The 26,193-nt window shown below is 68.8% G+C and carries 26 protein-coding genes and 1 pseudogene; 9 read left to right on the top strand and 18 right to left on the bottom strand.

Annotated elements, in window-relative coordinates; translation table 11 throughout:
- On the bottom strand, nucleotides 1-444 hold a 444-nt coding region (locus tag OCGS_RS06005; protein WP_040610641.1), incomplete at its 3' end, for a SulP family inorganic anion transporter.
- 154 nt (nucleotides 445-598) lie between these two features.
- Entirely contained in the window at nucleotides 599-805 is a 207-nt protein-coding gene (rpsU, locus tag OCGS_RS06010) for a 30S ribosomal protein S21 (protein ID WP_007426337.1), read from the bottom strand.
- 101 nt (nucleotides 806-906) lie between these two features.
- Here rpsU and OCGS_RS06015 point away from each other — a divergent pair, with 101 nt between their 5' ends.
- From OCGS_RS06015 to ald, 3 genes are all read left to right on the top strand, one after another.
- Nucleotides 907-1,596, top strand: coding sequence for a COQ9 family protein (locus OCGS_RS06015; RefSeq protein ID WP_007426338.1), 690 nt, complete (start codon nucleotides 907-909; stop codon nucleotides 1,594-1,596).
- Complete coding sequence (locus OCGS_RS06020) at nucleotides 1,593-2,585, top strand: NAD(P)H-quinone oxidoreductase (RefSeq protein WP_007426339.1); 993 nt, start codon at nucleotides 1,593-1,595, stop codon at nucleotides 2,583-2,585. Before OCGS_RS06015 ends, OCGS_RS06020 begins: the two co-directional genes overlap by 4 nt.
- Before the next feature lie 67 nt (nucleotides 2,586-2,652).
- Nucleotides 2,653-3,768 carry an alanine dehydrogenase gene (gene ald, locus OCGS_RS06025; protein ID WP_007426340.1) on the top strand — a complete coding sequence of 372 codons (1,116 nt, stop codon included), beginning with the start codon at nucleotides 2,653-2,655 and terminating at the stop codon, nucleotides 3,766-3,768.
- On the opposite strand, the gene mscL is transcribed toward ald, so the two are convergent.
- Nucleotides 3,765-4,214, bottom strand: coding sequence for a large conductance mechanosensitive channel protein MscL (gene mscL / locus OCGS_RS06030; RefSeq protein ID WP_007426341.1), 450 nt, complete (start codon nucleotides 4,212-4,214; stop codon nucleotides 3,765-3,767). The genes ald and mscL overlap by 4 nt on opposite strands.
- A 126-nt stretch (nucleotides 4,215-4,340) precedes the next feature.
- Here mscL and OCGS_RS06035 point away from each other — a divergent pair, with 126 nt between their 5' ends.
- On the top strand, nucleotides 4,341-5,036 hold the full coding sequence (locus OCGS_RS06035; RefSeq protein WP_007426342.1) for a glutathione S-transferase family protein: 696 nt from the start codon (nucleotides 4,341-4,343) through the stop codon (nucleotides 5,034-5,036).
- Here the strand turns inward: OCGS_RS06035 and OCGS_RS06040 are convergent.
- From OCGS_RS06040 to OCGS_RS06080, 9 genes are all read right to left on the bottom strand, one after another.
- On the bottom strand, nucleotides 5,033-5,485 hold the full coding sequence (locus tag OCGS_RS06040; RefSeq protein WP_007426343.1) for a YtoQ family protein: 453 nt from the start codon (nucleotides 5,483-5,485) through the stop codon (nucleotides 5,033-5,035). The two genes, OCGS_RS06035 and OCGS_RS06040, sit on opposite strands and share 4 nt — an antisense overlap.
- 12 nt (nucleotides 5,486-5,497) lie before the next feature.
- The gene (pheT, locus tag OCGS_RS06045) at nucleotides 5,498-7,891 is read right to left on the bottom strand and encodes a phenylalanine--tRNA ligase subunit beta (RefSeq protein WP_007426344.1); all 2,394 of its coding nucleotides are present in this window, start codon (nucleotides 7,889-7,891) and stop codon (nucleotides 5,498-5,500) included.
- 129 nt (nucleotides 7,892-8,020) lie between these two features.
- Nucleotides 8,021-9,235, bottom strand: coding sequence for a DUF3618 domain-containing protein (locus OCGS_RS06050; protein ID WP_007426345.1), 1,215 nt, complete (start codon nucleotides 9,233-9,235; stop codon nucleotides 8,021-8,023).
- Entirely contained in the window at nucleotides 9,225-9,683 is a 459-nt protein-coding gene (locus OCGS_RS06055) for a phage holin family protein (RefSeq protein ID WP_007426346.1), read from the bottom strand. Before OCGS_RS06055 ends, OCGS_RS06050 begins: the two co-directional genes overlap by 11 nt.
- On the bottom strand, nucleotides 9,683-10,381 hold the full coding sequence (locus OCGS_RS15435) for a hypothetical protein (protein WP_007426347.1): 699 nt from the start codon (nucleotides 10,379-10,381) through the stop codon (nucleotides 9,683-9,685). The genes OCGS_RS06055 and OCGS_RS15435 overlap by 1 nt, the downstream gene beginning before the upstream one ends.
- A gap of 231 nt (nucleotides 10,382-10,612) precedes the next feature.
- Entirely contained in the window at nucleotides 10,613-11,683 is a 1,071-nt protein-coding gene (gene pheS, locus OCGS_RS06065) for a phenylalanine--tRNA ligase subunit alpha (RefSeq protein ID WP_007426348.1), read from the bottom strand.
- 69 nt (nucleotides 11,684-11,752) lie between these two features.
- Nucleotides 11,753-13,054: a TRAP transporter large permease gene (locus OCGS_RS06070; RefSeq protein ID WP_007426349.1), complete on the bottom strand. Its 1,302-nt coding sequence runs from the start codon at nucleotides 13,052-13,054 to the stop codon at nucleotides 11,753-11,755.
- Between the two features lie 67 nt (nucleotides 13,055-13,121).
- Nucleotides 13,122-13,646: a TRAP transporter small permease gene (locus OCGS_RS06075; protein ID WP_007426350.1), complete on the bottom strand. Its 525-nt coding sequence runs from the start codon at nucleotides 13,644-13,646 to the stop codon at nucleotides 13,122-13,124.
- Between the two features lie 6 nt (nucleotides 13,647-13,652).
- Nucleotides 13,653-14,630 carry a TRAP transporter substrate-binding protein gene (locus OCGS_RS06080; protein WP_007426351.1) on the bottom strand — a complete coding sequence of 326 codons (978 nt, stop codon included), beginning with the start codon at nucleotides 14,628-14,630 and terminating at the stop codon, nucleotides 13,653-13,655.
- Between the two features lie 108 nt (nucleotides 14,631-14,738).
- On the opposite strand from OCGS_RS06080, the gene OCGS_RS06085 reads away from it, so the two are divergent.
- From OCGS_RS06085 to OCGS_RS06095, 3 genes are read left to right on the top strand one after another with little or no spacing between them, the layout of a single operon-like run.
- Nucleotides 14,739-15,485 carry a 5-oxoprolinase subunit B family protein gene (locus tag OCGS_RS06085; protein WP_007426352.1) on the top strand — a complete coding sequence of 249 codons (747 nt, stop codon included), beginning with the start codon at nucleotides 14,739-14,741 and terminating at the stop codon, nucleotides 15,483-15,485.
- A complete protein-coding gene (locus OCGS_RS06090) occupies nucleotides 15,482-16,498 on the top strand; it encodes a 5-oxoprolinase subunit C family protein (protein WP_007426353.1) in 1,017 nt (338 codons plus the stop codon). Before OCGS_RS06085 ends, OCGS_RS06090 begins: the two co-directional genes overlap by 4 nt.
- A complete protein-coding gene (locus OCGS_RS06095; protein WP_007426354.1) occupies nucleotides 16,495-17,250 on the top strand; it encodes a LamB/YcsF family protein in 756 nt (251 codons plus the stop codon). The genes OCGS_RS06090 and OCGS_RS06095 overlap by 4 nt, the downstream gene beginning before the upstream one ends.
- A gap of 3 nt (nucleotides 17,251-17,253) precedes the next feature.
- On the opposite strand, the gene OCGS_RS06100 is transcribed toward OCGS_RS06095, so the two are convergent.
- Both OCGS_RS06100 and deoC read right to left on the bottom strand, forming a co-directional pair.
- Nucleotides 17,254-19,596, bottom strand: coding sequence for an aldehyde dehydrogenase family protein (locus OCGS_RS06100; protein ID WP_007426355.1), 2,343 nt, complete (start codon nucleotides 19,594-19,596; stop codon nucleotides 17,254-17,256).
- Nucleotides 19,597-19,605: 9 nt separating this feature from the next.
- On the bottom strand, nucleotides 19,606-20,580 hold the full coding sequence (gene deoC / locus OCGS_RS06105) for a deoxyribose-phosphate aldolase (RefSeq protein WP_040610681.1): 975 nt from the start codon (nucleotides 20,578-20,580) through the stop codon (nucleotides 19,606-19,608).
- Nucleotides 20,581-20,695: 115 nt separating this feature from the next.
- On the opposite strand from deoC, the pseudogene rpe reads away from it, so the two are divergent.
- Together rpe and OCGS_RS06115 are read left to right on the top strand one after the other, a co-directional pair.
- Nucleotides 20,696-21,378, top strand: a pseudogene (rpe, locus tag OCGS_RS06110) (ribulose-phosphate 3-epimerase).
- A gap of 72 nt (nucleotides 21,379-21,450) precedes the next feature.
- A complete protein-coding gene (locus tag OCGS_RS06115) occupies nucleotides 21,451-22,437 on the top strand; it encodes a P1 family peptidase (protein WP_007426359.1) in 987 nt (328 codons plus the stop codon).
- Nucleotides 22,438-22,441: 4 nt separating this feature from the next.
- Here OCGS_RS06115 and OCGS_RS06120 read toward each other — a convergent pair whose 3' ends face one another.
- The 4 genes from OCGS_RS06120 to folE2 are packed head-to-tail and all read right to left on the bottom strand — an operon-like array spanning nucleotide 22,442 to nucleotide 26,190.
- Nucleotides 22,442-23,890 (bottom strand): TrkH family potassium uptake protein, encoded by a 1,449-nt coding sequence (locus OCGS_RS06120; protein WP_007426360.1) that lies wholly within the window; start codon nucleotides 23,888-23,890, stop codon nucleotides 22,442-22,444.
- Between the two features lie 31 nt (nucleotides 23,891-23,921).
- Nucleotides 23,922-24,527, bottom strand: a complete 606-nt coding sequence (locus OCGS_RS14510) for a GNAT family N-acetyltransferase (RefSeq protein ID WP_007426361.1) — start codon at nucleotides 24,525-24,527, stop codon at nucleotides 23,922-23,924.
- 7 nt (nucleotides 24,528-24,534) lie between these two features.
- Complete coding sequence (locus OCGS_RS06130; RefSeq protein WP_007426362.1) at nucleotides 24,535-25,089, bottom strand: DUF6151 family protein; 555 nt, start codon at nucleotides 25,087-25,089, stop codon at nucleotides 24,535-24,537.
- Nucleotides 25,090-25,092: 3 nt separating this feature from the next.
- Nucleotides 25,093-26,190: a GTP cyclohydrolase FolE2 gene (folE2, locus tag OCGS_RS06135; protein WP_007426363.1), complete on the bottom strand. Its 1,098-nt coding sequence runs from the start codon at nucleotides 26,188-26,190 to the stop codon at nucleotides 25,093-25,095.
- Between the last annotated feature and the right edge of the window lie 3 nt (nucleotides 26,191-26,193).

Raw genomic sequence — 26,193 nt, forward strand, 5'->3', positions numbered from 1 at the left:
ATCCGCCAGACCCAGCAGATCCTGCAACTGGCTGGTCGCGATGATGATGGCGATACCGATGGTGAATCCGTTGACGACGGGTTCAGGCACATACTCCACCAGATTGCCGGCCCGCAGCGATCCCGCCGCCAGCATGATGATGCCCGCCATGAAGGTCGCCAGAACCAGCCCGTCATAGCCGTGTGTCGCGATGATCCCCGCGACCACGACGATGAACGCGCCTGTCGGCCCGCCGATCTGCACCCGGCTGCCGCCCAGAAGCGAAATCAGCAGACCGCCAACGATGGCCGTCACCAGCCCCTTTTCGGGCCCCGCCCCCGATGCGATGGCGATGGCCAGGCTCAGCGGCAGCGCCACCATCGCCACGGTGACGCCCGCGCCCAGGTCCTGGCCGAACTGCGCGCGGTCATAGGTGGCCAGCGTGGTCAGGATCTTCGGCTTCATGGCAGGTGCATCCCGGCAGCGATCGAACCTTGGACCGGTCGATACCTTCATCCTTCGTCAGTCAAGACTGACACGCCGTTAAACTGTTCCACGTGAAACGAAAAAACCCCCGAACCAGCGGTCCGGGGGCCAATGCCGTCACGTCGGGAACGATCTACATCATTCCTTCGCGTTGGGCCTTCTTGCGCGCCAGCTTGCGCTGGCGGCGGATCGCCTCGGCCTTCTCGCGGGCCTTCTTTTCGGACGGTTTCTCGAAATGCTGCTTGAGCTTCATCTCGCGAAAGACGCCCTCACGCTGGAGCTTCTTCTTCAGCGCGCGAAGGGCCTGATCGACGTTGTTGTCACGAACACTGACCTGCATGTGGTTTTCACCACCTTTCTAGGTTTGAGTTGCATGGATGCAGGAGGTGGTCTTCTAGCAGCGCGCGCCTAGATTGTCCACCCGAACCCAGAGGAGATGCGATGCCACCCGATCCCCGTTCCGCCATTCTGGATGCCGCGCTGGTCAATGTCCCGTTCGACGGCTGGTCCGAAGCCACCCTGAAAGCCGCGGCGCGCGATGCCGGCGTTCCGCTGGCCGAGGCGCGCGCGTTGTTCCCGCGTGGCCCGGTCGATCTGGCGCTGGCCTGGCACATCCGGGGCGACGACGCGATGGCCGACAGACTGCGGCAGATGGACCTGGCCGACATGCGCTTCCGCGACCGCGTCGCCGCCGCCCTGCGCACCCGGATCGAGGTCGTGCGCGACAAGGAAGCGGTGCGGCGCGGCTTCACCCTGTTCTCGTTGCCGATGTATTCGGCGGACGGCAGCAAGGCGCTTTGGGGCACGGCGGACCGTATCTGGACGGCCCTGGGCGACACCGCGACGGACATCAACTGGTACACCAAGCGCGCAACGCTGGCGGGGGTCTACGGATCGACGGTGCTTTACTGGCTGGGCGACGACAGCCTCGACAATCAGGACACCTGGGCGTTCATCGACCGCCGGATCGAGGACGTGATGCGGATCGAGAAGGTCAAGGCCGCGGCGAATGCCAATCCCATTCTTCGCACGCTTCTGGCGGGACCGAACTGGGCGCTCGGCCATGTCCGCGCGCCGATGAAGATGCCCCGCGTCGATCTTCCCGGCACATGGCGGAGCACGCCCGAATGACCCTTCCCGATGAAATGACCGCCATCGAGATCGCCGGCAACGGCGGCGGTCCCGAAGTCCTGCGCCCGACAACCCGGCCCGTACCACGACCCGGCCCCGGTCAGGTGGTCATCCGCGTGGCCTGGGCGGGGGTCAACCGTCCCGATGTCGCCCAGCGCGCGGGCACCTATGCCCCGCCCCCCGGCGCCAGCGACCTGCCCGGCCTCGAATCTTCGGGCCATGTCGCGGCGGTGGGCGACGGTGTTGGTTGGAACGTGGGCGACGCTGTCTGCGGGCTGCTGCCGGGCGGCGGTTATGCCGAATACGTCCGCACCCAGGCCGATCACGTCCTGCGCGTGCCGGACGGCATGGCCCTGCGCGAGGCGGCCTGCCTGCCCGAAACCTACTTCACCGTCTGGTCCAATGTCGTCATGCGCGGCCGGCTGGAAGCGGGCGAGCGGTTTCTGGTTCACGGCGGATCGTCCGGCATCGGCACCACGGCGATCCAGATCGCCCGCATGCTGGACGCGCGCGTCTGGGCCACCGCCGGAACCGACGACAAGTGCCGCGTCTGCGCCGATCTGGGCGCCGAGGCGATCAACTACCGCAATGCCGATTTCGTCGAAATCCTGCGTGATGCCGGAGGCGCGAACCTGATCCTCGACATGGTGGGGGGCGACTATGTTCCACGCAACGTCAAGGCGCTGGCCGATGACGGGCGCCTTGTGCAGATCGCGTTCCTGCAGGGACCGCAGGTCGCGCTGAACCTCGCGCCGCTGATGATGCGCCGGCTGACGCTGACCGGATCGACCCTGCGTCCCCAATCCGATCTGGCCAAGGCGCGGATCGCCGACAGCCTGCGCGAAACCGTCTGGCCGTGGCTGGATGCCGGTCGCATCGGGCCGATCATGGACAGCGAGTTCGCGCTGGACGATGCCGCGAACGCCCACCGCCGGATGGAGGAGGGCGATCATGTCGGCAAGATCGTCCTGCGCGTCGCGGGGGGATAGAGGCAAGGTTTCTCTATCCGCCGGCGGCCTTCCCGTGTCATCCTGACGAAAACGACGGGAGAAGGCGATGATCATCGGATGTCCGACCGAAACGAAAACGCGCGAATACAGGGTCGGCCTGACCCCCAACGCCGTGCGCGAAATCGCCGGTCGCGGCCATGACCTGCTGATCGAGGCAGGCGCCGGGGTCGGGTCGGGATTCGAGGACGCGGCCTATGAGGATGCGGGCGCGCGCATCGTCCCCGATGCCCGAGCGGTGTTCGACCAGGCCGAAATGATCGTCAAGGTGAAGGAGCCGCAGGCGAAGGAACGCGCGATGCTGCGCGACGGGCAGGTGCTGTTCGCCTATCTGCATCTGGCCCCCGATCCCGACCAGACCGCCGACCTGATCGGATCGAAGGCCACCTGCATCGCCTATGAAACGGTGACGGACCCACAGGGCGGTCTGCCGCTGCTGGCGCCGATGTCCGAAGTGGCGGGCAGGCTGGCACCGCAGATGGGTGCCTGGACGCTGCAAAAGGCCAATGGCGGGCGCGGCGTGCTGATGGGCGGGGTGCCGGGCGTGGCGCCTGCCGACGTGCTGGTGATCGGCGGCGGCGTGGTGGGCACCCATGCGGCACGGATCGCCGCCGGGATGGGCGCGCGGGTGACGGTCATCGACCGGTCCCTGCCCCGCCTGCGCCAACTGGACGAGACGTTCGGAAACCTGTTCGTCAACCGCTATGCCGGCGCGACCGTGCTGGCCGAGGAATTGGCCCGCGCCGACATGGTGATCGGCGCGGTGCTGATCCCCGGCGCGGCGGCGCCCAAGCTGGTCGGCCGCGCGCAACTGGCGACGATGAAACCCGGCGCCGCGATCGTCGATGTCGCCGTCGATCAGGGCGGCTGTTTCGAGACGTCGCGCCCCACCACCCACGACGATCCGGTGTTCGAGGTGGACGGCATCATGCATTACTGCGTCGCCAACATGCCGGGCGCGGTGGCGCGCACGGCGACGCTGGCGCTTGGCAACGCGACGCTACCCTTCATCCTGGCGCTGGCCGACAAGGGCTGGCGGGATGCCTGCCGCGACGACCCGCACCTGGCCGCCGGTCTGAACGTCCATGCCGGGCGGCTGACCAACCTGCCCGTGGGCGAGGCGCTGGGGATCGACGCGATCGCCCCGGCCGAGGTGCTGGCCTAGGCGCGGTCCGCCGGACGCCCGCCCGCCAGTTGGTCGCGGATCTGCAGCAGCACGTCCAGCTCGCTCGGGCCGGTCGCGACCTCGGGCTCGACATCGTCGGGGCGCTCGGCGATTGCCTTGATGCGGTTGACCGCCTTGACCAGCAGGAAAACGACGAAGGCGATGATCAGGAAGTTGATGCAGGCCGTGACGAACGCGCCATAGGCGAAGATCGCGGCCCCCGCCGCGCGCGCCGCTTCCAGCCCCGCGCCTTCGGGAACGGTGCCCGACAGCACGACATACATGCTGGTGAAATCCACGCCGCCCAGGATCAGCCCGATGACCGGGTTGATCAGATCGCCGACCAGCGAATTGACGATGGCCGTGAACGCCGCCCCGATGATGATCCCAACGGCAAGGTCCATGACATTGCCCTTGGCGATGAAATCCCTGAATTCCTTGATCATAACTCCGCCCCGATGCCCTGATGCACAATAATCCGGGATCCGCCATATCACGGATATGACACCTGGCATCGGTTTTTCGTGATCCGGCGCTAGGTTCGGGCGGGAACCCGCAGCCGAAGGATCGTCATGCCCGACCTGTCCGCCTTTCCGATCACCGCCCGATGGCCCGCCGCCGACCCGTCGGCGATCCAGCTTTACGCCTATCCCACGCCCAATGGCGTCAAGGCGTCGATCATGCTGGAAGAAACCGGCCTGCCCTACGAGCCGCATCTGGTGACGTTGAAGGATGCCGACGTGAAAAGCGACGCCTTTCTGTCGCTGAACCCCAATAACAAGATCCCCGCGATGATCGACCCGGACGGGCCGGGCGGACAACCCATCGGCCTGTTCGAAAGCGGCGCGATCCTGATCTATCTGGCCGAAAAGTCGGGGAAACTTCTTGGCGAAGGGGCCGCGCGATACGATGCGATCAAGTGGCTGATGTGGCAGATGGGCGGCGTAGGGCCGATGTTCGGGCAGCTCGGCTTCTTCTGGAAGCTGGGCGGTGCGGACTGGCCGGACAAGCGCCCGCGCGACCGCTATGTGGCCGAAGCCCGCCGCCTGCTGGGCGTGATCGAGGGGCATCTGGACGGCCGCGACTGGGTGGCGGGCGGCTATTCCATCGCCGACATCGCCATCGCACCGTGGCTGAACGCGCTGGATTTCTATGGCGCGAAGGACGCCGTGGGATGGGACGACCATCCGCGCACGGTCGCCTATCTGCGCCGCTTCATGGACCGCCCCGCCGTGCAGCGCGGCCTGAAGATCCCCGATCCGGGCTAGGATCGGCCGGGCAGCTTGCCGGTCAGGACATAGCGCAGGCAATCGACGACCTGCTCGGGCGTTTTGGCGACGGCCAGCGCGGCGGCGTCCACCTCTTTCAGGGCATGGGCGTGTTCGGGACCGTGCAGCACGATCAGCGACTTGCCGAGGGCGGCGGCATAGCCTGCGTCGAAGGCGGCGTTCCATTGCTTGTATTGCTCGCCGAAGCGCACGACGACCACATCGGCATCCATGATCCCCTTGCGGGTGCGGATCGCGTTCAGTTGCGCGCCCTTGCGGTCGTGCCAGACCTTGTTTTCCTCTGGCCCGAGGATGGCGACGCCGCAATCGTCGCTGGCCGCATGATCGGTGACGGGGCCGAGGAACGACACCTCGAGCCCGGTGCAGCCGGCCACGATCCGGTCGCGCCAGTCGGTATGGATTTCACCCGAAAGATAGACGTTCAGCATGGCTTGTCCTTTCTAGCGTCTCAATTCGCCGCCGGTGGCCTTTTCGACGGCGCCGACGATGCGGTCTGAAACCGCCTCGATTTCGGTGTCGGTCAGGGTGCGGCCGCGCGGTTGCAGCCTGACGGCGATGGCCAGCGACTTGCGCCCCTCGCCCAGCGTGCCGCCGGCGAAGCTGTCGAATACGCGCACATCGTCGATCAGTGTCTTGTCGGCGCCCTGCGCGGCGGCGATCAGTGTCGCGGCCTCGGTCCGCGCATCGACGACGAAGGCGAAATCCCGCTCGACCGCCTGATGCTCGGGCAGGTGCAGCGCGGGCCGCGCGGCGTTGCGGTTGCGGGGCTGCGGGACGGCGTCGGGCGAAATCGTGAACGCCATCGCGCTGCCCTTCACGCCCATCGCGCGCAGGATGCGCGGATGCAGTTCGCCGAATGTCGCCATGACGGACTTGCCAAGGCAGATCTGCCCGTGCCGCCCCGGATGCCACCAGCCTTCGCCGCCGCGCCGGATCTGCGCGCGGGCGGGTGCGCCGATGGCGGCCAGCAGCGCCTCGGCATCGGCCTTGACGTCGAAGGGATCGACCGGGCGGCTGTCGCCGTGCACATCCTTCGGCCCGGTGCGGCCCGTCAGCAGACCGCCGACCTGCATCTGCTGGTCGCCCGGCTCGCCGCCGGAAAAGACCGCGCCCACTTCGAACAGCGCGATGTCGGCGATACCGCGCCGCTGATTGCGCGCGACGGCCTGCAACAGACCGGCCAGAAGGGACGGCCGCAGATGGCTCATCTCGGACGAGATGGGGTTTTCCAGACGGGTGGCATCGTCGCCGCCGCCGAACAGCGCGGCGCTGTCGCGGTCGATGAAACTGTAGGTGACGGCCTCGGCATAGCCCAGCGCGGCGCAGGTCCGGCGCAGCGTCGCCTCGCGCCTTTGCGCGTCCGTCAGGATCGGCGCGGGAACGCCCGGCCGGGCGCGCGGCATCGGCTGCGGCACCAGCCGCGTCAGAGAGGCGATGCGCGCCACCTCCTCGACCAGATCGGCCGGGCCCTGCACATCGGGCCGCCAGGACGGCGGCGTCACGCGGTCGCCGTCCACGGCAAAGCCCAGCGCGCGCAGCGTCTGCAACTGGGTTTCGGGCGGGATCGACATGCCGACCAAGGACTGCACCCGGCCCGTATCCAGCGCATAGTCGCGCGCGGTGTCGGGTGCCGCCCCCGCCTCGACCACCGCGGCCGCCTCGCCGCCGCAGATGTCGAGGATCAGCCGCGTCGCCGCTTCGAGTCCCGGACGGGTGAAGGCCGGATCGACCCCGCGCTCGAACCGATAGCGCGCGTCCGAATTGATCTTCAGCGCACGTCCGGTGCGGGCGATGGTGACGGGATTCCAGAACGCCGATTCCACGAACACATCGGTCGTCGCGTCCGACACGCCCGTGGCAGCGCCCCCCATGATTCCGGCGATGCTTTCGGCGCCGCGCGCGCCCGAAATGACGGTCATGCCGGGGGCCAGCGTATAGTCGCGCTCGTCCAGCGCCGTCAGCGCCTCGTCGCCCGCCGCGCGATGAACCCGCAGATCGCCCTGCACCTTTGCCATGTCAAAGACGTGCAAAGGCCGGTTCAGATCGTAGGTCAAAAAGTTCGTGATATCGACGAGCGCCGAAATCGGCCGCAGCCCGATGGCGCGCAGGCGGGCCTGCATCCAGTCGGGGCTGGGTCCGTTGCGCACCCCGCGGATCACGCGGCCGGTGAAATGCGGGCAATCCTCCAGCGTGTCGGCGTCGATGGCGACGCCGACGGGGCTGTCGAACGCGCCCGGCACCGGATCGACGGCCATGGGACGCAGCGCCCCCAGCCCCCGCGCCGCCAGATCGCGGGCGATGCCGCGCACGCCCAGCGCGTCGGGGCGATTGGGGGTGATGGCGATCTCGATCACCGGATCGACGCGCGCGGGGTCGTTGGCGGCCAGCCAGTCGGTGAACCGCTGTCCGACCTCGCCCGAGGGCAACTCGATGATGCCGTCATGTTCGTCCGACAGTTCCATCTCGCGCTCGGACGCCATCATGCCGTGGCTTTCGATGCCCCGGATGGTGCCGACCTGGATCGTCGTGTCGATGCCCGGAACATAGGTGCCGGGCCGCGCGACGACGACGGTGATGCCCGCCCGTGCATTGGGCGCGCCGCAGACGATCTGCCGCATCCCGTCCGCCGTGCGGACCTGACAGACGCGCAGCCGGTCGGCATCGGGGTGCTGTTCGGCGCTCTCGACATAGCCGAGCGTGAAATCGTGCAGCCGCGCGGCGGGATCGGTGACGCTTTCGACCTCGAGCCCCAGATCGGTCAGCGCCTCGGCGATCTCGTCCATTGACGCCGCAGTGTCGAGGTGGTCGCGCAGCCAGGAAAGGGTGAACTTCATCGCATCGCCATCCGTCTTGATCCGGGGTGCGGCATATCAGGGGCGACGCCGCCCCGCCAGCCCGCGCCGCGATACGAAAAAAGGGCCGGAGTTTCCCCCGGCCCCTGTCTGTTCGAGCGATGCCAAGCGTCAGATCTTGGTGCCACTGTCCTTGTTGGCCTCGTCGCGGGCGCGGTCGGCGATGCGCTGGCCGGCTGCCTTGGCGTCATCGACGGCCTCGTCCGCCGCCGTCTTGTCGCCGTCGGCCTTCGAGTCGATCTTGTCCTTCTCCTCGGACGCGACCTTCTTGGCCTCGTCGACGGCGGCCGAACCGACGCGCTTGGCGCGATCCAGCTCTTCGTTGAAGATCGCTTCGGCCTCGTGCATCAGGCTGTCGCTGTATTCGCCCATCAACGCGTCCTCGCGCGCGGTGCGCGGCAGCGCCCCGCCGATGGCCGCGCCGACCGCAAGCGCCAGCGCGCCGAAGACCAGCGGCTGTTCGTCGAAGGCGTCACCGGCACGTTCAGCCCCCTGACGCATGGTGCGGCGGGCGGAATTGCGCGCCTCGACCGCACGCATCCGGGCGGCGACGACGCGGTCGCGCGCCTCGGCCGACAGATGCTCGGTCCCTTCGGCCACGCGGCGGCGCATCCGGTCATAGGCGGCACGCGCCCGTTCCGACTGCTCGCCCGCGCCTTCCTTCGCGGCGTTCCAACGATCCGACAGACGGTCGCCCGCACGTTCGGCCCGGTCGCGGATCGACCCGGCGGTACGGCTGGCGGACGCGCTGACGGCGGCGCCGGTCGCCGATGCCCGGTCGCGCGCCTCTTGCGCCGCACCCTTGGCCCGGTCGGCAGCGTCATGTGCGGCGCCCTTGGCACGGTCGGCGGCGGAGGGGCCGTCGTCGTCATCGTCATAGTCGTAATCGTGCAGATCGCCCACGTTGCGCGCCCAGGACGGTTCGGTATCGTACACTTCGTAATCCGGCTGGCTGCGCGGCAGCGGCGCCGAGGAATAGCGCGACAACGGACGGCGATCGGCGCGATAGGGGTCGTCGCCATAGGCATCGCCGCGATAGGGCGCTCCATAGGCGGGGGCGGCCGTCGTCTGGGTGCGGCTGCTGCCGAAGATGAGCCAGGCAAGCCCCACGCCCGTCACGGCCAGCGCGACCGGGTTCCGCTTGACCGACTCGGCCAGCGTCTGGCTGATCTCGCCGCCATGGGTGCGCAGTTGCGCGCTGGCTTCACGAACCAGCCCGTCGAACGAAAACCGTTCCTGGATTTCATCCAGGTTGCTGGTCAGGTGCGCGCGCTCGGCCTCGATGTCGCGCTCGATCTCGGCGGGGGTGCGGGTGTCATTTGTCATTATAGGTTTCCTTCACGGCGTTGGCGTCACGGCGCACGTTCTTGGCCGTGCGCGTCGGAGCCAGACTTGAAAGCTTGAGGTCGGACGTGCCCTTGTTCATCAGGATATAGGCGATGATGCCCAGGATGGCGCCCACGATCAGCGCCGCCCAGCCAACGGCCAGCCCGAATGCCGCGATGGCATCGACCAGCGCCGCCGCAAGGACGTTCAGCGCCACAAGCCCGATCACCCCGGCAGCAACGAGCATCCCGATGGCCCGACCGGCCCGCTTGACGTTCTGGTCCACCTCGGCCCGCGCAAGGTCGATCTCGTTGCGGATCAGCGAGCTGACGCTGTTCAGCGTATCGGTCAGCAGATTGCCGGTGCTCTTGATGAAGCCCGGTTCTTCCTTCGGCGTCACGACAGGCGTGGCCGGCGGAGGGGTGGTCATGTTCGGATCGTTCGTCATCAAATGTCTCCCTTGCGCGGCGGCGTCGCGGTGCCCGGAATGGTGTCGGAGGTCGGCGCGGTGTTGCGCGTGTCCTGCCCGGCATAGCTGGTCGCGCCGGCGGTGCCGCCCGTCGATCCGGCCCCGGCCGTCGGGGTCGAGCCGTAGGCCGTTCCGGTGGCGGTCGTCGTCGTGCCGCCCGCGGAAGCGCCGCGATAGGACGTGCCCGAAGTCGTCCGGTCGGCATAGGCCCCCGAACCCTGGCGTCCCGATCCCGAAGCCGCATAGCCGCCCGAGGGCCGGTCGGTTCCCGCCTTGGCGAAGCGCGCGACGGCAAAGCCCAGCAGCGCGGCGCCGCCCAGGAAGACCAGCGGGTTGCGGCGCGCAAAATCGCCCACATCGCGCGCCATTTCGCCCAAATCGCGGTTACGCAGCGAATCCGACGCGTCGGCAAGGCTGTCGGCGATCTGCGCGAAGGTGCGTTCCTGAGGCGAGCCGTCGCGCATTTCGTCCGCGGCAGTGCGGATGGCCGAGGCGAAGTTCGACACTTCGTCGGCGACGCGGCCCTGCGCGGCATCGGCCTGATCGCGCGCGGCCTGCGACGCGCTGTCCACGGCACCCTTGGCGGCGTTGCGCGCCTCGTCGGCCAGACCTTCGGCCTTGGCCTTGGCGTCTTCGGTTCCGGTGGTTCGGGATGTGTTGTTGTTCATGTCGGACATCGTCGTCTCCTTCTAATGGGTCAAGAGACCAGATTCAGGATGGCCAGAACGATCACGATCAACCCTACAAGATAAATTATCGCGCTCATGTCGTTCCCCTGTGCTGGTGCGGACAGGGTAGAGCAAAGGCGCTCGCCTGTCCGTGATCAGGGGTGGAATTGCCGGAAAGGCCGATTTGTTCCGCGCCGACAGGAATAGTTGCGAAATTGTCGCCCGCGCGTCGCAGGGGCGTCAGATCCCGGCGCGAAGGGTAGGCACGGCCAGCGGGGCGAACCCGTAATGCCGCAGCCAGCGCAGGTCGCTGTCGAAGAAGGCGCGCAGGTCGGGGATGCCGTATTTCAGCATCGCGATCCGGTCGATCCCCATCCCGAAGGCAAAGCCCTGCCAGGCGTCGGGGTCGATGCCCCCCGCCGTCAGCACCGAAGGGTGCACCATGCCGCTGCCCAGCACTTCCAGCCAGTCGTCGCCCTCGCCCACCTTCACGGTGCCGCCGTCCCAGCGGCACTGGATGTCCACCTCGGCCGAGGGTTCGGTGAAGGGGAAATGCGACGCGCGAAAGCGGGTCTTCACGCGGGTGCAGAAATAGGCGGTGAAGAACTCCTCCAGCACCCATTTGAGGTTGGCCATGCTGATGTGGCGGTCCAGCGCCAGCCCCTCGACCTGGTGAAACATCGGCGTGTGGGTCTGGTCGTAATCGGCGCGATAGACGCGGCCGGGGCAGATGATGCGCAACGGCGCGCCCTGCTGCTGCATGGCGTGGATCTGCACGGGGCTGGTATGGGTGCGCAGCACATGCGGCGGGCGCGCATCGCCGTCGGCGCGGTGCATATAGAACGTATCCATCTCGCCGCGCGCGGGGTGATGGTCGGGGATGTTCAGCGCGTCGAAATTGTACCAGTCCGATTCAACCTGCGGCCCTTCGGCCACCCCGAACCCCATATCGGCGAAGATCGCCGTCGCTTCTTCCCAGACCTGGCTGACCGGATGAACGCTGCCGGGGGCCGTGCCGCGCCGGCGACCGGGCAGCGTCACGTCCAGCCATTCCGAGCGCAGCCGCTCCTCCAGCGCCGCATCCTCGAACGCGGCGCGGCGGGCGGCGATGGCCGATGTGATCTCGTCCTTGAGGGCGTTGAGGCGCGGCCCCTCGGTCTGGCGGCGCTCGGGCGTCATGCGGCCCAGCTCGCGCATCGCCAGCGCCACTTCGCCCTTCTTGCCGATGGCGGCAAGGCGAACGTCCTCCAGCGCGGCCTCGTCCGAGGCATCGACGATGCGCGACAGGTATTTCGTTCTCAGCTCGTCCATAGGTCCGCGTTCCCCGGAAATGTCCGCCGCGGTGCTACCCCCTGCCGTCAGGTGTGACAAGCGGGGCGGTCAGTTGCCCATGGCGTTGGGCAGGACCGTCACGATCTGCGGAAAGACCGTGATGATCGCGGCGCCCAGCAGCAGCAGCAGGAAGAACGGCAGGGCGGCCCAGGCGACGCGCAGGATGTCGATGCCGGTAAGCCCCTGGATGACGAACAGGTTGAAGCCGACGGGCGGGGTGATCTGGCTCATCTCGACGACCAGCACCAGATAGATGCCGAACCACAGCGGGTCGATGCCCACGGCCTGCACCATCGGCAGGATGATCGACGTGGTCAGCACCACCAGGCTGATACCGTCCAGAAAGCAGCCCAGCACGATGAAGAACAGCGTCAGCACGGCCAGCAGCGCATAGGGCGACAGATCGAACCCGCCGATCCAGGCGGCCAGGTTGCGCGGGATGCCGGTAAAGCCCATGGCGATGGTCAGGAACGACGCGCCGAGCAGGATGAACGCGATCATGCACGACGTGAAGGTCGCGCCCAGCAGCGCATCGCGGAAATCCCGCCAGCCGAAACTGCCGGTGGACAGCGCCAGCACCACCGACAGCACCACGCCGACCGCCGCCGCGTCGGTGGGCGACGCGATACCGGTATAGATCGACCCGATCACGCCGCCGATCAGCAGCATGACCGGCACCAGACGGCGCGCGGCGTGCAGCTTCTCGCCAAACGAATAGCGCGCGGACTCGAACGGAATGAGATGCGGCGCCATCAGCGCGCGGATCGCGACATAGCCCGAGAACAGCACGATCAGCATGGTGCCCGGCAGAATGCCCGCCACGAAAAGGCGCGCGATGCTCTGCTCGGTCGCCACGCCATAGACGATCAGGATGATCGAGGGCGGGATCAGCAGGCCCAGCGTCGCCGATCCGGCCAGCGTGCCCAGGATCAGCGACATCGGATAGCCGCGCGCCTTGAGTTCGGGCACCGACATCTTGCCGATGGTCGCCGCCGTCGCCGCCGACGACCCCGACACGGCGGCGAAGATCGCGCAGCCCAGGATGTTGACGTGCAGCAGCCGCCCTGGCGCGCGGGCGAGCCAGGGGGTCAGGCCGGTGAACATGTCCTCGCTCAATCGCGAGCGCAGCAGGATCTCGCCCATCAGGATGAACAGGGGAAGTGCTGCCAGCGGCCAGGAATGCGAATGGCCCCAAAGCGTCGTGGCCAGCACCAGCCCCTCGGGCGCGTTGGTGAAGGCGGCGATCGCGACAAAGGCCATCACCATCAGTGCCAGCGCGACCCACAACCCGGCCGCCAGCAGCCCGATCAGCAGGGCCAGCAGGATCGCGAAGATCGCGGGATCGCTCATCGGATCGGGGGGTGGACCGGGGCGCTGCCCCGGACCCCGAGGTATTTGGGGAAAGATGAAAGGGCAGTCATGCCTCGGCCGCGTCCTTGAGAATGGGGGTGCGGCGGCGCAGCGATTCCACCAGCGTGTCGAGCAGCGCCACCGTCAGCAGCCCCAGCCCCGCGACCATCGCGATCTGCGGGATCCAGATCGGCACGGCCACGATGCCGGTGGACATGTCGCCGTAATGACGGCTTTCCTGCAGCAGCGATCCCGCGAACCATGTGGCATAGGCGGCCATCGCTGTCCCCAGCGCCAGGACGATCAGTTCGGCCACCCATTGCAGCCTTGTCGGGAGGCGCATGACGGCAAGGTTGACGCGGATATGCACGCCGGCGCGCAGGGTCGGCGCCAGCGCCAGGAAGGTTGCCGCAGCCAGCGCGAAGCCGGCGAAATCGGCATAGGACGGGATGGTCAGCGCCACCCCCGCCCCGCCCAGCCGCGACGCCACGTTCAGCACGACCTGCGCCGTCACCACGAGGCAGATCACCAGAACCGCCATGGCGGCCGCCCATGCGGCGGTGGCATAGACCGTGTCGAGCGCGCGGCGCATCGCCGCCTACTGTCCGCGATAGTCGGACAGGATCTGCTGCGCCTCGTCGCCGGCCTGCGATTGCCATGTATCGAGCATCCGGTCGCCGATGGCCTTCAGTCCCTCGACCAGTTCGGGCGAGGGTTCGTAGACGGTGATGCCGTTGTCGCGCAGGATCTGTGTCTTTTCCTCGGCTTCCTGCCGCGACATGTCCCAACCCCGCTCCTCTGCGGCGGCGGCGGCGTCGAGGACGGCCTGCTGCTGGTCCTCGGGCAGGCCGTCGAAGACCCGCTGGTTGACCAGGACGATGTTCTTCGGAATCCAGGCGTTGATCGGCGAATAATGGGTTACGAAATCCCATGCCTTGCTGTCCGCGCCGGTCGAGGGCGAGGTGATCATCGCCTCGACCTGGCCGGTGGTGAAGGCCTGGGGGATATCGACCGCCTCGACCTGCACGGGCGCCGCGCCGGCAAGCTGGGCGAATTCCTCGAGCTGGGCGTTATAGGCGCGAAAGCGCAGGCCCGACATCTGGTCGATACTGCCGATCTCGCCGTTGGTATAAAGGCCCTGCGCGGGCCAGGCGACGGCGAAAAGCGGCTTCAGCCCCTCCTCGGCCAGCATGTCGGTGATCACGGGCTTTTGCGCCTGCCACAAGTTCCATGCTTCGTCATAGGACGTCGCGAGGAACGGCTGGCTGTCCACGCCATAGGCCAGATCCTCGTTGTTCAGCCGCGACAGGAAAATCTCGCCGATGGGCACCTGACGCGAGCGGATGGCGTTCTTGATCTCCTCGTGCGGAAACAGCGACTGCGCCGAGTGAACGGTGATCTCCAGCGCGCCGTCGGTGGCGTCCGACACGTCCTGCGCGAACTGCCGCACGTTCTGCGTCAGGAAGATGCCGTCGCCATAGGGCGTGGGCATGTCCCAGGTTTCGGCCAGCGCGGGGCCGCAGGCGAGAGGCGCGAGAAGGGCGGCGGCGACGCCGTGGCGGATCGTTGCGTTCATGAGAAGCTCCTGTCGGGTGGCGGCCTCTGCCGGGCCTTGGTCGCGTGGATGTTGACAACCTGCGTCGAGATTGCGAGCCGTGCAACATAAGACTTGTCGGAGGCTTCCGTGAACGACGGCGCAGGCGACGATTTTCCGAACATCATCCCGCTGGGGCTGGACGGCATGCTGGTCCGTTTCGCGGACACGCTGTCGGATAGCGGCAACCGTGCGGCATTGGCTTTTCGCGGCGTCGTGGACGGGGCCGGCATCCGCGGCATCCGCGAGACATCGACATCGCTCGCCTCGACCTTCATCGCCTTCGATCCGGTGGCGTTGTCCCATGACCGGCTGCACGCGACCCTGCGGGAACTGCTGGCGGGGCGCGACTGGTCGGATGCGCCGCTGCCGGGCGGGCGGACCCGCTGGACGGTGCCCGTCTGTTTCGAGGGGGCCTGCGCGCCGCAACTGGCCGACGCGGCGGCGCTGGCCGGGGTGTCGCCCGACCGTGCCGTGCGCGACCTGACCGCGCGGCCCTTGCGCGCGCTGGCGCTGGGATACGCGCCGGGGCAGGCCTATCTGGGCACGCTCGACGCAAACTGGAACCTCGACCGGCAATCGGCGCTGACGCGGTCGGTGCCGCTGGGGGCGGTCATCGTCGCGGTGCGGCAGGTCATCATGTTCGCGACATCCGGCCCGACGGGCTGGCGGCAGGTGGGGCTGACGCGGTTCCGCTGCTTCCGTCCCGATCACGGTGAACGGCCCATCCCGCTGGCCCCCGGCGACGAGGTTCGGCTGCGCGCCGTCAGCGAGGACGAAATGCAGCGTCTGGCCGGTCAGCCCGATGCCGGCGCCACGTCCGAGGCGCTGGCATGAGGGCGCTGATCGTCCACCGCATCGGCGCCGGCTGTTCGGTTCAGGATCGCGGGCGGACGGGCTGGCTGGCGCAGGGCCTGTCGCGCGGGGGGGCGGCCGACCGGCTGGCGCTGGCGGAAGGCGCGGCGCTGCTGGGCCAGCCGCCCGACCTGGCCGCGCTGGAACTGACCGGCGCGGGCGGCACGTTCGAGGCGACCGAACCGATGCGCGTCGCGCTGACCGGCGCGCGCGCGGTGCTGCGGCTGGGCGACAAGGACTTGCCGCCCGATGCCGTCCACCGGGTCGAGCCGGGCGCGCGGTTCAGCGTCGGGGCAGCGCGGGGGGGTGTCTTCGCCTATCTGAATGTGGGCGGCGGGATCGACGTGCCGCCCGTCATGGGCAGCCGGGCCGCGCATCTGGCGCTGGCGCTGGGCCCGACGCTTCAGGACGGCACCCGCCTGCCGGTCGGTGCCGATCCGGGGCAGGCCGTCAATCGCGGCCTAGACCCCGAGGCGCGGCTGGGCGGCGGCGATCTGCGGATGCTGCCTTCGGCCCACACCGCCTTGTTCGCCCAAGACGATCTGGCACGGTTCGCCGCCACGCCCTTCGTGCGCGATCCGCGCGGCAACCGTCAGGGCGTGCGGCTGGAACACGATGGCGCGCCCTTTGCGACGCAGGGCCAGCTGACGCTGCTGTCCGAAGTGATCGTGCCCGGCGACGTGCAGATGACCGGCGACGGCACGCCTTATATCCTGGGGCCCGAGGCGCAGACGATCGGCGGCTATCCCCGGATCGGCTGCATCCTGCCCGCCGACCTGCCGCGCGCCATGCAGGCCGCCCCCGGCGACGTGCTGCGCTTTCGCTTCGTCACGCCGGACGAGGCGCTGGCGACCTGGCGCGACGACGACGCGCTGATGGCCGCCCTCCGCGCCCGCGTCAGGCCCATCACGCGCGATCCGCGCGACATGCCCGACCTTCTGTCCTATCAACTGATCGGCGGCGTCACATCCGGCACGCCCGAGGAGGAACAATGACCAGCGTCGATCTGAATGCGGATATGGGCGAAAGCTTCGGCGCGTGGCCGATGGGCGACGACGCGGCGCTGCTGAAGATCGTCACGTCGGCCAACATCGCCTGCGGCTTCCATGCGGGCGACTGGGACGTGATGGCCGAAACGATGAAGCGCGCGGTCGCGAACGGCGTCGGCATCGGCGCGCATCCCGGCCTTCCCGACCTTCAGGGGTTCGGGCGACGGTCGATGCAGATGGCCCCCGACAGCGTGGCGCATATGGTGCAGTATCAACTGGGCGCGGCGCAGGCGATGGCCCGTGCGGCGGGCGGCACGGTGCGGCACCTGAAACTGCACGGCGCACTTTCGCATATGGCGGTGGCCGATGGCGAGCTGGCCCGCCGCGCCTTTGCCGCCGCGCTGGAGGTGCAGCCCGATCTGGTTCTGATGGTGCTGGCCGCCACCCCGATGGAGGACGCGGCCAAGGCGCTCGGCACCGAATATGCCGCCGAGATCTTCGCCGATCGCGGCTATAACGACGACGCGACGCTGATCCAGCGCGGCACGCCCGGCGCGATGATCACCGATGCGGACGAGGCGGCGGCGCGGATCAGCGAGATGGTGCGCGAGGGGGCGATCATCTCGGCGTCCGGCAAGCGGACCCCGACGCGGATCGACACGATCTGCCTGCACGGGGACGAACAGGGCGCGGTCGCCGCCGCCCGCGCCCTGCGCGCCCGGCTTGAGGCGGACGGCATCCGCATCGCCCCGCTTTAGACCTTATTCGCCGTAGGGCACCCAGACCGTCTTGATCTCGGTCGAGTGCGCCAGAAAAGCGGCGCTGTCGGCGCGGCTCCAGTCGCGCGCATGGCCGTTATTGACCCATGTGCGCTTGAGGTTGCCGGCCGATTCCCGCTCGATCACCGCCGATATGTCCGACGACGAGAAGGACCAGCAGGCATCGACATCGGCATGCCCGGCCAGGTGCGGGGCCAGTTCGGCGTGATCGCCGGTCAGGATGTTGACGACGCCACCGGGCAGGTCGGACGTGTCCAGCACCTGATAGAAATCCGTCGCCGCCAGCGGAAAGGGCTGACTGGCCACCGTGACCGCGCGGTTGCCCATGGCGATGGCGGGCGCGACGATGGCGACCAGTCCCAGCAGCGGCGCGGTATCGGGGGCGAACTGGCCGATCACGCCAAGGGGTTCGTTCATCGCCAGCGCCACGCCACGGATGGGCACGCCCTTGACCGCGCCGTCGTGCTTGTCGGCCCAGGCGGCCCAGGTGAACAGGCGGTCCACCGACGCCGCGACCTCGGCCCGCGCGTCGTTATCGCCGGCCCCGGTCATGTCGCGCAGGCGCGCCGCGAATTCGGCCGCGCGGGCATCCAGGTTTTCGGCAATGAAATAAAGGATTTGAGCGCGCGCATGGCCGGTCGTCCGGGACCAGGCAGCAGCGCCCCGCGCCGCTTCGACGGCGTTGCGCACGTCCTTGCGATTGGCCAGCCCCGCATGGCCCAGAAGCCGCCCGTCCCTGCCCCAGACCGCGCGGGAATAGCCGCCATCGGGTCGCGCCTGCCTGCCGCCGATATAAAGCTTGGCCGTCCGGTCCAGCGCATCGGCGCGCGCCTCGTCCGGCGCGGGCACGGCAGCGACGGGCTGAAGCTTCTGCCCCGGATCGCCCGTGCGGACATAGCCGCGCAGCCCTTCCCAGCCGCCTTCGCGGCCGAAACCGCTTTCCTTGACCCCGCCAAAGCCCGCGGCCGCATCCATCATGTTGGTGCCGTTCACCCAGACGATGCCGCTGTGCAGTTTCGGCGCGATGTCCAGCGCCAGGTTGACGTTCTCGGTCCAGACCGTCGCCGCCAGACCATAGCGGGTGTTGTTGGCAAGGCTCGCCGCCTCGTCCGGGGTGCGGAACGTGGTGCCGACCAGAACGGGCCCGAAGATTTCTTCCTGCATCAGGCGGTCGGACGGGTGCAGGCCGGTGATCAGTGTCGGCGCGCACCAGGCGCCCCGCTCCGGCAGGGGCGTGGCGGGACGATAGACCTCGCCCGGCGCATCCTCGACCATCGCGGCGATGCGGCCCGCCTGAACCGGATCGGCGATGGCCCCCATGTCGATGCACTTGTCCAGCGGATCGCCGATGCGCAGCCTGTCCATCCGCGCGCGCAGGCGGTTGTGCAGGTCGTCCGCGATGCCTTCGTGCACGAGCAGGCGCGATCCGGCACAGCAGACCTGCCCGCCGTTGAACCAGATCGCATCGACCAAACCCTCGACCGCGCTGTCGATATCGGCGTCGTCGAAGACGATATAGGGCGACTTGCCCCCCAGTTCCAAACTGAGCGCCTTGCCCGTTCCGGCGGTGGCGCGGCGGATGGCGCGGCCCACCGGCGTCGATCCGGTGAACGCGATCTTGTCCACGGGGGCGGCGACCAGCGCCTCGCCCACGGCACCGTCGCCGGTGACGATGTTCAGCACGCCGGGCGGCAGCCCCGCCTGCCCCGCCAGGTCGGCGAAGAGCAGCGCCGTCAGCGGCGTCCATTCGGCGGGCTTCAGCACCACGGTGTTGCCCATCGCCAGCGCCGGCGCGACCTTCCAGGACAGCATCAGCAGCGGAAAGTTCCACGGGATGACCTGGCCGCAGACCCCCAGCGCGCGGGCATCCGGCAGCGCCTCTGGCATCAGCTGGGCCATGCCGGCGTGATAGTAGAAGTGCCGCGCGACCAGGGGGATGTCGATGTCACGCGATTCGCGGATGGGCTTGCCGGTGTCGAGCGTTTCCAGAACCGCGAACAGGCGCGATTGCTTCTGCACCAGACGCGCCAGCGCATAGAGGATGCGTGCGCGGCCCGGACCGCCCATCGCCTCCCACCCCTTCTGAGCGCGGCGGGCGGCGGCGATTGCGGCGCCGATGTCGGCCGGGGCGGCCTGCGTCACCTCGGCCAGCGCATCGCCGGTGGCGGGATTGCGGGTGGCGAACGCCTCGCCCGGATCGGCGAAGCGCCCGTCGATATGGCAGCCGAAGCGCCCGCCATGCGACGCGATCCAGTCCAGCGCCGGTCGCGCATCCTCGGGGGCCGGCCCGTATTCCATCGTCTCGAAGATCTCCGCCACGCTCATGCCGTTTCCCTATGCCAGACCGTGCCGCCAGGCGGCCGAATAGCGGCCCGTCACGTGATGTTCCAACTGCCGCTCGATATCGCCCAGCAGCGACGACGCACCGAAGCGGAACAGCGCAGGACGCAGCCAGTCGTCGCCCAGTTCCTCCTTCAGCAGCGCAAGATAGGTCAGCGCGTCCTTGGCCTTGGAAATGCCGCCCGCGGGCTTGTAGCCGACGCGTGCGCCGGTCATCGCGCGATAGGCGCGGATGGCGCGTATCATCGTCAGGCTGACGGGCAGCGTGGCGTTGACGCCTTCCTTGCCGGTCGAGGTCTTGATAAAATCGGCCCCCGCCATCATACAGACCATTGAGGCGCGCGCGACATTGCGCAGGGTGCCCAGTTCGCCGGTCGCCAGGATCGCCTTGACATGCGCGTCCCCGCAGGCGTCGCGGAAGGCGCGCATTTCGTCGTAAAGCGCCTGCCAGTCGCCGGTCAGCGCGTGGCGGCGGGAAATCACGATGTCGATCTCGGACGCGCCCGCGGCGACGCTTTCGCCGATCTCGGCCAGGCGCAGGCGGAAGGGCGACAGTCCCGCCGGAAAGCCGGTCGAGACGGCGGCGACCGGGATGCCGGATCCGTCCAGCGCGCGCACCGCCGTTTCGACCATGTCGTGATAGACGCAGACGGCGCCGACGGTGATCGGAGCCATGCCCATCGCGTCCAGCAGGTCGGGGCGGACGGGCTGGCGAGCCTTGGCGCACAGGCGCTTCACGCGGCCTTCGGTGTCGTCGCCCGACAGCGTGGTCAGGTCGATGCAGGTGATCGCGCGCAGCAGCCACGCGGCCTGCCAGTCCTTCTTGACCGTGCGGCGCCCCGGCAAGGTGGCCGCGCGGCGTTCTATGGCGCTGGTATTGGCCTGCACGGCGCGCACGATGTCCATGTCCAGCGGCATGCCGGGATTGCGGGCGGTTTCGGGGTGCAGGCGGGTGACGGGTTCGGGCATCGCAAACTCCTCGTGCGGCACGTTCGCATCCGGCCCGCCGATCCGCAAGCGTTCCGCGACGGCCCTTTTCCCGAGGCCCGGCAAGGGATACATCCCATGAAAAAGGGGATTTGCCATGCCGTTCGACCGCAACGTGAAGATCGCGCCGTCGATCCTGGCCGCCGATTTCGCCCGGTTCGGAGACGAATGCCGGGCCGTCGAAAGTGCCGGGGCGGACTGGGTTCACGTCGATGTGATGGACGGACACTTCGTTCCGAACCTGACTTTCGGGCCGGCGATGGTGGCGGCGATCCGGCCGCATGTGCGCGGGACGCTGGACGTGCACCTGATGATTTCCCCGGTAGATCAATATGTTGAGGCGTTCGCCAAGGCCGGCGCGGACATCCTGACGGCGCATGTCGAGGCGGGGCCGCATCTGCACCGGACGTTGCAGGCGATCCGGGGGACGGGGTTCGGGCGGGGGTGGCGCTGAACCCGGCGACGCCCGCGTCGGCCGTAGCACATGTGCTGGACGCGGCCGACCTGGTGCTGGTGATGACGGTCAACCCCGGCTTCGGCGGTCAGTCGTTTCTGGATATGTCAAGCAAGATCAGGGAGTTGCGCTCCATGATCGGGGACCGCGAGATCCACCTGGAGGTGGATGGCGGCATCGACCCCGCCACGGCGGGCGGGGTCGTCGCGGCGGGCGCGGACGTTCTGGTGGCCGGATCGGCGGTGTTCCGGGGCGGCAATGCGGACGATCCGCAGACCTATGCCAAGGCCATCGCGGCCATCCGGCAGGCGGCGACCGGCGGCTGAAACGTACAAATTGTACATTTCGGAGCGCGAAACGTACAGGTCGGGCAGCGCGACCGGAAAAGAGGCGCAATCATGCTGACAGGCAGGCCGGGGCCGCTGAACCTGATCACCGATGTCGCCGGTTTGCTGGTCGGCAATGCCGCCGACGACGCGCTGAAATCAGGGGTGACGGTCGTGCTGGGCACCGGGCCGTTCGCCGCGTCGGTCGATGTGATGGGCGGCGCGCCCGGCACGCGCGAGACCGACCTGCTGCGCCCCGGCACCCTGGTGGACCGCATCGACGCGCTGGTGCTGTCGGGCGGATCGGCCTTCGGTCTGTCGGCGGCGGACGGGGCGATGGCGGCGCTGCGCGGAATGGGACGCGGCTGGCCGGTGGGCGACCGGCGGGTGCCCATCGTTCCGGCGGCGATCCTTTACGATCTGGCATCGGGCGGAACGCATGACTGGACCGACACGCCCTATCCGGCGATGGGCCGCGCGGCGGTCGAGGCGGCGGGGACACGCTTTGCGCTGGGCACCGAAGGGGCCGGGACGGGGGCGGTCGCGGGATGCCTGAAGGGCGGGCTGGGCAGCGCGTCGCTGGTGCTGGACGGCGGCGTGACGGTCGGGGCGCTGGTGGCGGCGAACCCGGTGGGCGGCGTCGCCTGCCCCGAGACGGGCCGGTTCCGGGCCGCCCCGTTCGAGCTGGACGGCGAGTTCGGATCGCGCGGCGCCCCCGCTTCGGCCCGGCCCGAGACGCGCGGCGCGCCGCCTGGCACGGCCACGACCATCGCCATCGTCGCCACGGATGCCGCGCTGGACAAGGCGCAGGCGCAGCGCGTGGCGGTCATGGCGCAGGACGGCATGGCGCGGGCGATCCTGCCCAGCCACACGCCCTTCGACGGCGACCTGGTCTTCGCCGCCTCGACCCTGCGGCGGCCCGCGCCCGATGCGGCGGGGCTGGCGGCCATCGGCCATGCGGCATCGGTCTGCCTTGCCCGCGCCATCGCGCGCGGCGTCTTTCACGCACGCAGGGCACCGGGCGACCCCTATCCCTGCTGGTCCGACCGCTGGGGCTGAGCGGTCAGGCGCGCCAGAACCGCGCGGTGAACAGCACATAGACCGCCATCAGTTCCAGCCGCCCGACCAGCATCCCGGCGATCAGCAGCCATTTCGCGGTGTCGTTGAGCGGCCCGAAGAACCCCGCCGGGCCAATCACCGGCCCGAGACCCGGACCGATATTGCCGATGGCCGTGGCCGCGCCCGACAGCGACGTGACGAAATCCAGCCCCGTCAGGCCCAGCAGCACCGACAGAACCCCCAGCGACACGATGAACAGCACCAGAAACGCCATCACCGACGACAGCACGTCCACAGCGACCGGGCGTCCGTCGAATCGTGGCTGAAAGATGCCGTGGGGCGAGTTGATGCGGCGGACCTGCGCCGCGACCGCCGACAGCACGATCTGATAGCGGAAGATCTTGACCGAGCAGCAGGTCGATCCCGCGCAGCCCCCGACGAGGCCCAGAAAGAAGAACGCCACCATCGCGAAGGCGCCCCAAAGCTGGTAATCGACGCTGGCATAGCCGGTGCCCGAGATGATCGAGGTGACGTTGAACACCGCCTCGCGCAGGCTTTCCTCGATCCCGCGGCCGTCGGCCGTAATCTGGAAAAAGGCCAGCACCATCGTCGTAACCGCGATGACCGCCAGATAGCCGCGCACCTGCACGTCCAGCAGGATGGGGCGCGCGGTGCCGGCCAGAAGCTGGATATAACGCACGAAGGGCAGGCTGGCGAGGATCATGAAGATCGACGCCAGATATTCCGGCGCGCCCTGAAACGCGCCGAACGACGCGTCGCGGGTGGAAAAGCCCCCGGTGCTGAGCGTGGTCAGCGCGTGATTGACGGCATCGAAATTGTCGAGGCCCAGCGCGATATAACCCAGAAAGCAGGCGAAGGTCAGCGAGACGTAGATCCAGCTTATCTGACTGGCGATCTCGGCCGCGCGGGGCAGGATCTTGCCCATCGTGTCGAACGCTTCGGACCGGAAGATCTGCATCCCGCCGATCCGCAATTCGGGCAGGAACACCATCGCCATGACGATGATGCCGATGCCGCCGAACCATTGCAGCATCGAGCGCCACAGAAGGATGCCCTCGGGCAGACGGTCGAGGCCGGAAAAGACGGTGGATCCGGTGGTCGTGAGACCCGACATCGCCTCGAAGAAGGCATCGACGGGGCGGGCATGAAGCGGATCCATCAGGAACGGGATCGCGCCGAACAACGGCAGCGCCACCCAGACGGCGACGGTCAGCAGGAAGGTCTGTTGCAGCGACAGCCGCCCGGTATTGCTGTTCGCGGTGGCCAGCGCGGTCAGCCCGCCCCCCAAGACGGTCATCACCGCGGCTTGCAGGAAGATCGGCCAGTGCCCGTTGCCATAGGCCGCATCGACAACCATCGGGATCAGCATCGTCGCGCCCAGCACCGCGACCAGCAGGCCGATCACGTGTCCTACGGGGCGAAGGTCGATCATGCGCCACGCATGGGCACGCGTCCCGAATGTGTCAAGCGGCGGCGGCGTCCGCGGTCAGCCCATATGCCCTGCGGAACACGTCGCCCGCCCGCGTGTCGGGATAGTTCGCCGGATCGGTATGGATGTCGAAGGCGTATTCGCGTTCGGTGCCGTGCGCCGACAGCATGGTGCCGCCCAGCCCCTGGATCAGCCCGATCATGCCCGCATTGCCCGCATGGACCAGCGCCGAGAAGCGCCGGAAGCCGTGGCCGGACGCGTCGCGCGCCAGCAGCCCCAGCAGAAGCGACCCCAGCCCCCGCCGCTGCCAGGCGTCGATGACGGTGATGGCGAATTCGGCCTGCGGGGGGTCGCCCGCGACGGGCGGCAGGCGCAGCCAGCGGGCGATGCCGGCGGGGCGGATGGCGCTGCCCTCGATCACGCCGGCGCCGATGGCTTCGTGCGAGGTGTGGTCGGGATGGGTCAGAAAGCGCAGATCCTCGGCCCCCAGCCGCGGCATGGCGCGCAGGAAGCGGAACTGGCGCGAGCTGTCGGAAAGCTGGGCGAATCCCTGTTCGACCAGCGGGGCGTCGTCGGGGGTTACGGTGCGCAAAAGCACGGGCGTGCCGTCGCGCAGGGCGGTGGTGATGGGGGGGATCATCGGACTTTCAGGCATAGGCGGCGCGGCGTTCGGACGGCGTCAGGGATCGGGGGGCGGCCACGGGGCGGCCGTTATCGGTGAAGAACGGAGTCTGCATGTGCGCCCCCGCGAGCCGCGCCGCAAGGGTGCGTCGCGCGGCCGTGAAAAGCAGCGCGGCGACGTTGCCGTGCGGGCGGGGCACGCGGGCCGTGGCGCTGCCGCGATGGACGCGGGCGGCGGGCGGATCGGCCTGCGGCGGCATGACGACGCTGGCGAAGGGCACGGCGCGGAAGGGGGCGACGACGGCCAGCGGCGTGTCGCAGCACGCGGCGTAGAACCGCAGCGGCCCGCGCGGCGTCAGGCGCAGGCAAGCGAGGCGGTCGGCACCTGCGCGCAGCGCGATGCGGCCCGGCGTCGTCTGCCGCAGCACCAGCCCGCCCGCGGGATCGAGCAGGTCGTCGCGGCCCAGCGCGCGGGCATGGGCGCGGCAATCGCGGCAATAGCACACGATGGGCGTGGCGTCGCCCGGCCCGTCCGCAAGGTCGAGCCGCACGGCGCCGCAGGTGCAGGACCACGCGCGCATCGCTCAGCCCACGTGGAACAGGCTGGCGAACAGCCGCGGATCGAGGCTGGCCTGCGCGAAGGTGTCGCCCTGGGTCAGCACCGACACGGCGTCGTGGCTGTGCAGGCTTTCCTGGTGGCTGGCCACGACGCGGAAATCGGCGATCCGCTCATCGGCGTGCAGGCCCTGCGCGAAAAGCCGCGCCGCATCCTCGACGAAGACCGGATTGGCGGCGTTGAGTTCGGCGAAAGCCTGTTCGTCCTCGCGCTTGACCATCGCCTGCGTTTCGGTCGGGACGGCGGCGCGGCAGATCCCGACCAGATCCTCGAACCAGAGGCAGGGCCGGTCGGGTTCCAGCAGCACCGAAAGACGCGCCACGGACCGCTGCGAATGGGGCGTGGCAAGCTGGCGGCGCGACAGGCGGGCATGTTCGCTTAGTTCCAGCGAGCAGGGGCAGGTCGAGGAATAGACGTAATCGAGATGCACGATCTTGCGCCGCACGCCGCCCTGATCGACCAGTTCCAGCGCAATGTCGTAATATTGCCAGCCCGACAGCCCCGAGCGCAGGCTTTGCACCCGCATCGGGAAGGACAGGCGCATCTGGATGCGGGCGTCGAAGCTGCCCAGATCGGTCTTGTAGTCGTCGAGCGCGGCCTCGATCACCCCGAAGCTGAACGTCCGGTCGGCATGGCGATAGAAGGTCCGCATGATGCGCGACATGTTGATGCCCTTCGACTCGGCATCGAGGCTGACAGTGCCCGTCACGGCGGTTTCCAGCGTCATGTCGTCGCCGTCGCGGGTGCGATAGCGGATCGGCAAGCGAAAGTTGCTGATGCCGACATGCTGGATGGTGCGGCGCGCGCCCCGGATCGACGCGGCCGGGCCGTTCTGAAGGTCGGGCAGCGTGGCGATATAGGCCGCGTCGCTGGCGAAGGCATGGGGATAGACGCGCGACAGCGGCGCGGGGCCCGCCGCACCGGGCAGCAGGGCACGCAGGGCCGGATCGGCGCGCGCCAGTTCTTCGGGCGCCGCCGACGCCGCCCAGAGGCGCAGCGCATCCAGCGCGCGCGCGGCGTCGTCGGCATCCCCGAGGGGCGCGGTCTTTGGCAGATGCACGTTCATGGA

Source organism: Oceaniovalibus guishaninsula JLT2003 (assembly GCF_000299575.1).
Taxonomy (GTDB): Bacteria; Pseudomonadota; Alphaproteobacteria; order Rhodobacterales; family Rhodobacteraceae; genus Palleronia; species Palleronia guishaninsula.

Bases quoted from the DNA above. Each gene is read 5' to 3' on its own strand.
- rpsU (WP_007426337.1), bottom strand. From the start codon at position 805: ATGCAGGTCAGTGTTCGTGACAACAACGTCGATCAGGCCCTTCGCGCG.
- OCGS_RS06015 (WP_007426338.1), top strand. From the start codon at position 907: ATGCCACCCGATCCCCGTTCCGCCATTCTGGATGCCGCGCTGGTCAAT.
- OCGS_RS06020 (WP_007426339.1), top strand. From the start codon at position 1,593: ATGACCCTTCCCGATGAAATGACCGCCATCGAGATCGCCGGCAACGGC.
- ald (WP_007426340.1), top strand. From the start codon at position 2,653: ATGATCATCGGATGTCCGACCGAAACGAAAACGCGCGAATACAGGGTC.
- mscL (WP_007426341.1), bottom strand. From the start codon at position 4,214: ATGATCAAGGAATTCAGGGATTTCATCGCCAAGGGCAATGTCATGGAC.
- OCGS_RS06035 (WP_007426342.1), top strand. From the start codon at position 4,341: ATGCCCGACCTGTCCGCCTTTCCGATCACCGCCCGATGGCCCGCCGCC.
- OCGS_RS06040 (WP_007426343.1), bottom strand. From the start codon at position 5,485: ATGCTGAACGTCTATCTTTCGGGTGAAATCCATACCGACTGGCGCGAC.
- pheT (WP_007426344.1), bottom strand. From the start codon at position 7,891: ATGAAGTTCACCCTTTCCTGGCTGCGCGACCACCTCGACACTGCGGCG.
- OCGS_RS06050 (WP_007426345.1), bottom strand. From the start codon at position 9,235: ATGACAAATGACACCCGCACCCCCGCCGAGATCGAGCGCGACATCGAG.
- OCGS_RS06055 (WP_007426346.1), bottom strand. From the start codon at position 9,683: ATGACGAACGATCCGAACATGACCACCCCTCCGCCGGCCACGCCTGTC.
- OCGS_RS15435 (WP_007426347.1), bottom strand. From the start codon at position 10,381: ATGTCCGACATGAACAACAACACATCCCGAACCACCGGAACCGAAGAC.
- pheS (WP_007426348.1), bottom strand. From the start codon at position 11,683: ATGGACGAGCTGAGAACGAAATACCTGTCGCGCATCGTCGATGCCTCG.
- OCGS_RS06070 (WP_007426349.1), bottom strand. From the start codon at position 13,054: ATGAGCGATCCCGCGATCTTCGCGATCCTGCTGGCCCTGCTGATCGGG.
- OCGS_RS06075 (WP_007426350.1), bottom strand. From the start codon at position 13,646: ATGCGCCGCGCGCTCGACACGGTCTATGCCACCGCCGCATGGGCGGCC.
- OCGS_RS06080 (WP_007426351.1), bottom strand. From the start codon at position 14,630: ATGAACGCAACGATCCGCCACGGCGTCGCCGCCGCCCTTCTCGCGCCT.
- OCGS_RS06090 (WP_007426353.1), top strand. From the start codon at position 15,482: ATGAGGGCGCTGATCGTCCACCGCATCGGCGCCGGCTGTTCGGTTCAG.
- OCGS_RS06095 (WP_007426354.1), top strand. From the start codon at position 16,495: ATGACCAGCGTCGATCTGAATGCGGATATGGGCGAAAGCTTCGGCGCG.
- OCGS_RS06100 (WP_007426355.1), bottom strand. From the start codon at position 19,596: ATGAGCGTGGCGGAGATCTTCGAGACGATGGAATACGGGCCGGCCCCC.
- deoC (WP_040610681.1), bottom strand. From the start codon at position 20,580: ATGCCCGAACCCGTCACCCGCCTGCACCCCGAAACCGCCCGCAATCCC.
- OCGS_RS06115 (WP_007426359.1), top strand. From the start codon at position 21,451: ATGCTGACAGGCAGGCCGGGGCCGCTGAACCTGATCACCGATGTCGCC.
- OCGS_RS06120 (WP_007426360.1), bottom strand. From the start codon at position 23,890: ATGATCGACCTTCGCCCCGTAGGACACGTGATCGGCCTGCTGGTCGCG.
- OCGS_RS14510 (WP_007426361.1), bottom strand. From the start codon at position 24,527: ATGATCCCCCCCATCACCACCGCCCTGCGCGACGGCACGCCCGTGCTT.
- OCGS_RS06130 (WP_007426362.1), bottom strand. From the start codon at position 25,089: ATGCGCGCGTGGTCCTGCACCTGCGGCGCCGTGCGGCTCGACCTTGCG.
- folE2 (WP_007426363.1), bottom strand. From the start codon at position 26,190: ATGAACGTGCATCTGCCAAAGACCGCGCCCCTCGGGGATGCCGACGAC.